The following is a 6318-nucleotide window of genomic DNA, read 5'->3' on the forward strand; positions in this document are numbered from 1 at the left end:
TAAATTATTAGATGATCAAATCCCTGATGGAATAACAATGAATTTGTCGTCTGAATACTATTTAGATGAACAATTTCAAAACCAGCTAAATACTAATAGCTTACTTCCGTTAGTTGGGAATAAGTTATTGGTAGAATTTAGTCAAATTACTCTTCCTCATGATTTAGAGGAAGTTATTTTTGATTTAGGCATTAAGGGTTATGAAGTTATATTAGCTCATCCAGAACGATACTTGTTTTTCCATAACAACTTTAATTATTACAATCGACTTAAAGAGATGGGTGTCGAATTGCAAGTCAATGCCCTTTCTTTAACAGAGCATTATGGAAAGCACATTAAAGTAATAGCCGAAAAATTAATTGAAAAAGATATGATTGATTTTATTGGTACCGATCTGCATCATGTTAAACATTTAGAAGTTTTAAAGCGAGTACCATCTAGTAAACATTTTACGCGTTTAATAGAAAGTGGATTATTGAAAAATCAAAGTCTGCTAAGCTCATAATTGGAATACTTGAGGAGCCTCTCCGTAGCAACGAGCCAAGGCAAGCCACTGCGTTGGTGTTTTAAAGTAAGTACTGCTTCAACAAGCTCAGCATTACATTAGCATATAACTAATAGCAGAAATGAGATTGTGCCACAGCCAATCAAATTGGTTTTGCATAGCCTAATCCCAATAGGCACTAATTATGGAGTATAAGAGATCCTTCGCTATGCTCAGGATGACAAGCATATTGGGAACGTACATAACAATCAGCCTTTTTAATAAGCGATGAGCCGAGGCAAGCTTGTGCGTCTGGTATTTTAAGTAAGTAGTACTTCGACAAGTTCAGCATGACATTAACATATAACTAAAAGCAGAAATGAGATTTCCACAGCTGACGAAAAATCGACTTCACAAGGACGGTTAGGGGCTGATCTTAACCTACACCACGTCAATCCCCATATCAACCACTGTCCAAAGAGCGGCAGACTGAAAGAACGGCGGGCCATGCGTAAGCCTTGAGCGGGGAAGCATCGTTCTTTCTTGATTGTTTGCTTCTTTGTCATCAAGGACAAAGAAGGAGCCACTTGGCGGCGGCGAGCCGAGGCAAGCCACTGCGTTGGTTTTTTAAAGTAAGTACTGCTTCAACAAGCTCAGCATTACATTAGTATACAACTAACCCTCCTCCGAGTAGGAATATTAAAAGTGTGATTTGAAACAGATCCTTCGCTACACTAGAATGACAACCATGGTAGAAAAGTAGGGATTAAAGGTAGCTCATAACACCGCCTTACCTTAAATTCTATTTATTTTTCAAAATCTCCACTTTCTCTTGCTCACTTGCCAATAGCCTTTCATATAATTCCTTATTAGCATCTAACGCCTGCATTAATCTCTCTAATGGATTGAATGTACACATGAAATTTAATGACGCTGAATTATCATTGTATGTATTACCTATAATATTAAATACAGTTTCCTCATTAAAATTTTTAATCGCTTCAGCAGTTACCCCTAAAACCTTCGCTACTTTCTCCAATGTACTATCCTCAATTTCTTCGCTTTGTTCCAGCTTACTAATGGCCTGTTGGCTAATACCCAGTTCGGCAGCCAAGGTTTCCTGTTTCATGCCACGCAGTTCGCGAATGCGGCTAATTTTACGGCCAAGGTGGTTGCGGTTTGTTTTTTCAGCGGTTTCCATAGTCAAATATAAATGAATTTTTTCGAGCGTAAGAAACAACCCGTCAATTGTTTTTAACAATTGGCAGTGGTTCGGTACAGCCTTTAGTAAAACTAATTTAGGTTTTTATTCACAACCTATAGCTATGAAAAACAAATTTAACTTACACGAAAAACAAAAGACCATCGGCTTATGCCCTAATTGAGCTATTGACACTACCCATTTCATTAGGTCTGGTTAAGGTCTTGTTAAGGTGTTGTTCGAGAAAACGCCTCTTTTCTCGAACAAGTCTCGAAGGAGACCCGAAGAAGTCCCGAAGAAGGCTTTAACAAAAGGCATTTAATTAGCTTATTTTAATGCACAATACGTAATACTATTGCTTTGCCCAAAGAGTGAAGGCAGGAAAGAACGGCGGGCTATTGGAGTCTTTCCCATAGCGTCATACCCAACTCGATCCGATAGCTATCGGATTGTATTTATCTACAGCATTACGATCCCGTATCAATTACGGGATGACGGCATGGAGCAGAGAGCCAATCGGGAGCGGTGAGCCGCCTGTGCGTTGACTCTTACTAACGAATTGCCTCGACTAGGCTCATCCTTTGCGAGGCCACTTCAATACGCCTACTGCCTCAAAGAGCGATGGCCAGTCAGGAACGGCGGGCCATGCGTATGCCCCAAGCGGGTAAGCATCGTTCCTGACTTGATTTATTCATTAGTAATTATTGTTTTTAATAGTATTTATGCTCTCGCAAGCTCGGGTTTTGGTTTCTTTTCTATTAAGAGCAATTGCGAAGCATTCTTGAATGCCATTGAAAACAATAGACTAAACAATGAAAAATCCTAATGCGTTGGTAAAGGAAATCTAGCGTTGTAAGATTGCTTCGTACCTCGCAATGACGCATATTTCTCTTAACTTAATGACATTGGGCGATGAGCCGAGGCAAGCCTATGTGTTGCTCGTACTAAACGAATTACTTCGACTACGCTCGTCCTTTGCAAGACCACTCCAATATCAACCACTGCCCCAAAGAGCGATGGGCTGACAGGAACGGCGGGCCATGCGTAAGCCCCAAGCGGAGAAGCTTCGTTCCTGACTTGATTTTTGCTAAACTTTTTATCAAGAAAAAGTTTAGAGCCTTGGCGGCGGTGAGCCGAGACAAGCCAGTGCATTGACATCCTTAATTAATGGCACTTGGACTGCAGTTTACTTTGTGAGGTTACTGTTTGATTTTTCATCAGCTATTACCATCTATACATCACCCCAACTCTCAACTGCACATTATTTGCATCTTGGAAATCATGATTCCAAAAGTCATAAGGTACAGCTTCTTTTACTACATATTGGTAATTTAACGATCGAACGTAAGTCAATTGAGAATTGAAAATAAAATTCTTGTAGGTCCAATCAAATTTCCCTGAAGCAGATAAATCTACCCAGTGCCTTCTGATACTTGGCGCAGCTCTGTACAGCCAGTCATTGTTGTTTACTAGACGTTCTAACTGTAAGCCAATTTTTTTTAAGCCTTTTACCCAACTGATATCTAACGATTGTAAATCACTTCCTGGCCCTATACCTGCACCCAATACTTGTCCTCTATTGGTATACCCATCTAAAACTTGGCTATGTGTATACCAAATACCACCTGTCCTAATTTCCTTAGTTGCGCTCTTTTCCATTTGAGTCATTTCTAAACCCACCTGAATATATTCATCATCTTTTGCTAAGGGCACTAATTTTCTGAAACCTATAATATAAGCTCTTGAGGATTCTGGTTCTAACAAAATGTCTCTTAAATTTTTATTGTGATCTGTTTTGCCATACTGAACATACACTTCTGCATGAGATTCTGGCATTACCCAGCGTGCAAATAACGAAAAATACTGATCTCTATTCTTCGCATCTTCAAAATCATAGTTTGGATTGTTTGGATCGTCATACGCCACTTTCTCCAATGCCGAAAATACTGGAAAATAATCAAAAAATCCATGGCCAAGATCTTTACTGTAAAGAGCATACGAACGATCGAACCCAAGATACAATCCGGGCACCCATTTAGGGTTAAACACAAATGCTAAGCCAGAAAGGTAACGCCAATCATTTGGTTTCACCTTGGATGTTATATGTTGAGACCCTGGGTAACCCGATTTTTCCAACTTACCTGAGATGAGTTGTACTTCGAACGAACCAATAGGTGTATTGACTGGTCTAATCGTATTTAATGTTAGATGCTTAAAGCCACTCGCATTGTTACTCATTAATAAAGAGTTTCGAACGCCTGGCCCCCACCATAAATTTTCATTAGATAAACCTAATGACATTGGACCAACATTAAGCCTAATACTGCTCTGCCCCCAATTGAATTTATGATACGCTCCATTGCCAAATTTTTCAGGTAAGTCAATGTTATTATACATTGATCCTATTACATTTGGTTTAAAAGGTGCTGGTTCTGAAATTTCTAAAAAATCTTTATTTTGTGCAAAAACCACTTCTGGTTTAAATTGGATACTTAAAGGGCCTAATTTAGCATAAAGGCCTGCACTAAATAAGGTCTGGTACCCTTTTGCAGGCACCATTGCCCCATCGTTCCACCCATAAGGATGATGTGTAGTATATTGCTGCTGCCACACAACTGGCAAGGCATATAAGGCCGTTACTCCATTTGCAGAACTATATAATTGTTTACGAAAATCATGCGTTGAAAATGAGCCCTCATCCTCTGAAAGGTCAAATGTGTTGACATCAGTGATATGAATAGGGCGGATCATGAATGAACTTTTTGAAGTATCATTCCCTAGTAATTGTTGCCTACGGTAGGCATCGTCAATATTTTGTAATTGACCAACTGGTAAGGTCTGACTAACCGCCTTAAACATACCAGTTGATAATAAGAGTACTACTACTAAGATTTTTTTGTTCATACAGTCAGCCGCTTCCTTTAGCCTTATTAAGGTTTCTAAATACTATATTTATTTTCTAAATATAAGAGATAGAATTCATAAACCATTCTTTGCCCTACTCTATAACGATGATTTAAACATTTTATTTACGAATTACACTAAGAATAGTGTTGTAATTATTACCAATTGCTCGGTGCTCCCCATCACATTAGAACAAGTAATAGGATGTAAATACGAAAGAGTTGATAAGCTTTAATGGATATGCTGATTCAATACCGCCAATATCTGTTTCGCTGCATCTCCATTACCATATGGGCTAGATTGAATTGCAGGAGATTGTAATCTATTCTGGCTTTTCAAAAGTGCAGTAGCCTCACCAATAATTCTTTTTGGATCCGAACCAACAAGTTTTACCAATCCAGTATCAACTAATTCTGGTCGTTCAGTGCAGGCACGCATCAATAAGATAGACTTCCCTAATGTTGTTCCTTCTTCTTGTATCCCTCCGCTATCTGTAATTATAAAGTTAGCTGTTTTCATTAACCACACAAAAGTAGGGTAATCTAAAGGTTCTACTAAGGTGATATTTTTTACATTTCCGATCATTTGGTAGGCCGTATCGCGAATGTTTGGGTTCAAATGGACAGGATAAATGAGCTGAACATCATTAGTTTCTGCAATATGTTTTAAGGCACTACAAATGTGTTCAAAGTTTTGTCCAAAATTCTCTCTCCTATGGCAGGTCACCAATACTACAGGTCTGTCGGCATTAATGAGACTCTTTACTATCTCTATTTGAGAATATTTAATTTTTTCTATTTTTTTACTGGCAAATAGCAATGCATCAATAATGGTATTTCCAGTTAAATAGATGCGCTTTGGCTCAATGCCTTCTTTTAAAAGATTAGCAGAAGCTACAGCAGTTGGTGTAAAGTGCAAATAGGTTAATCGGGAAGTCAATTGGCGATTGGCCTCTTCTGGAAAAGGGAAATTTATGTTATGGGTACGCAAACCTGCCTCTACGTGGCATATCTTTACGCCAGCATAAAACCCAGCCAATGCAGCAAATGTAGAAGTAGTGGTGTCGCCATGTACAAACAAAAAATCGGCCTTAAAGGAGTCAAGTACAACTTTCATCCCTTCAATTACTGCTGCAGTGAGTTGACTTAAATCTTGTTTGCTTTTCATTAGCTTCAGATCATAGTCGGGTACAATCTCAAAAAAATCTAAAACCTGATCTAGTAACTCCCGATGTTGACCTGTAACACAAATCTTCACTTCGTATTTATTTTTATGACGCTTGAATTCGTTAATTAAAGGAGCCATTTTGATGGCCTCTGGCCTGGTACCAAAAGCGATTAGTATTTTCTTCACTGCTATTTTTTAGTTCTGGATTAACGCCTGTTCATTAATTTTTGCAAAAAATACAGAGATTTGGCAAGAGTTACGGTATAATTCTGGTAATATTTCTTGCAGATGTATAATTTGTACATCTGGCAAAATAAAGGATAAATATCCTTTATTTTAAATGTAAGTTCCGTTGTTCGTAAACTTATTACAGATTCTATACAGGTACGAGTAATAGCCGTTGTAGTATAATTCATACTAATTATAGGTAATAACGGGTCTAATATCATTTCCTCCATACTAATTTATCGATAGTTTTACAGATTTCTGGCCAATAAAAATGCTCGTAAGCAAAAGACTGAAATTCTGGGGATAATTTTCTAATAGGTGCGGATTATTGCTA

Annotated in this window: 4 protein-coding genes; 1 reads left to right on the forward strand and 3 read right to left on the reverse strand. The window is 38.2% G+C overall.

Annotation, left to right across the window (positions count from 1 at the left end; all coding sequences use genetic code 11):
• Positions 1–505: CpsB/CapC family capsule biosynthesis tyrosine phosphatase (locus WC622_RS16155; protein WP_372820725.1), on the forward strand; the 505-nt coding region annotated here is incomplete at its 5' end.
• Between the two features lie 781 nt (positions 506–1286).
• On the opposite strand, the gene WC622_RS16160 is transcribed toward WC622_RS16155, so the two are convergent.
• From WC622_RS16160 to wecB, 3 genes are all read right to left on the reverse strand, one after another.
• Positions 1287–1685 carry a helix-turn-helix domain-containing protein gene (locus WC622_RS16160; protein ID WP_372820726.1) on the reverse strand — a complete coding sequence of 133 codons (399 nt, stop codon included), beginning with the start codon at positions 1683–1685 and terminating at the stop codon, positions 1287–1289.
• 1224 nt (positions 1686–2909) lie between these two features.
• A complete protein-coding gene (locus WC622_RS16165; protein ID WP_372820727.1) occupies positions 2910–4589 on the reverse strand; it encodes a capsule assembly Wzi family protein in 1680 nt (559 codons plus the stop codon).
• A gap of 231 nt (positions 4590–4820) precedes the next feature.
• Positions 4821–5942, reverse strand: coding sequence for a non-hydrolyzing UDP-N-acetylglucosamine 2-epimerase (gene wecB / locus WC622_RS16170; protein WP_372820728.1), 1122 nt, complete (start codon positions 5940–5942; stop codon positions 4821–4823).
• Between the last annotated feature and the right edge of the window lie 376 nt (positions 5943–6318).

Source organism: Pedobacter sp., assembly GCF_041662865.1.
GTDB lineage: Bacteria > Bacteroidota > Bacteroidia > Sphingobacteriales > Sphingobacteriaceae > Pedobacter.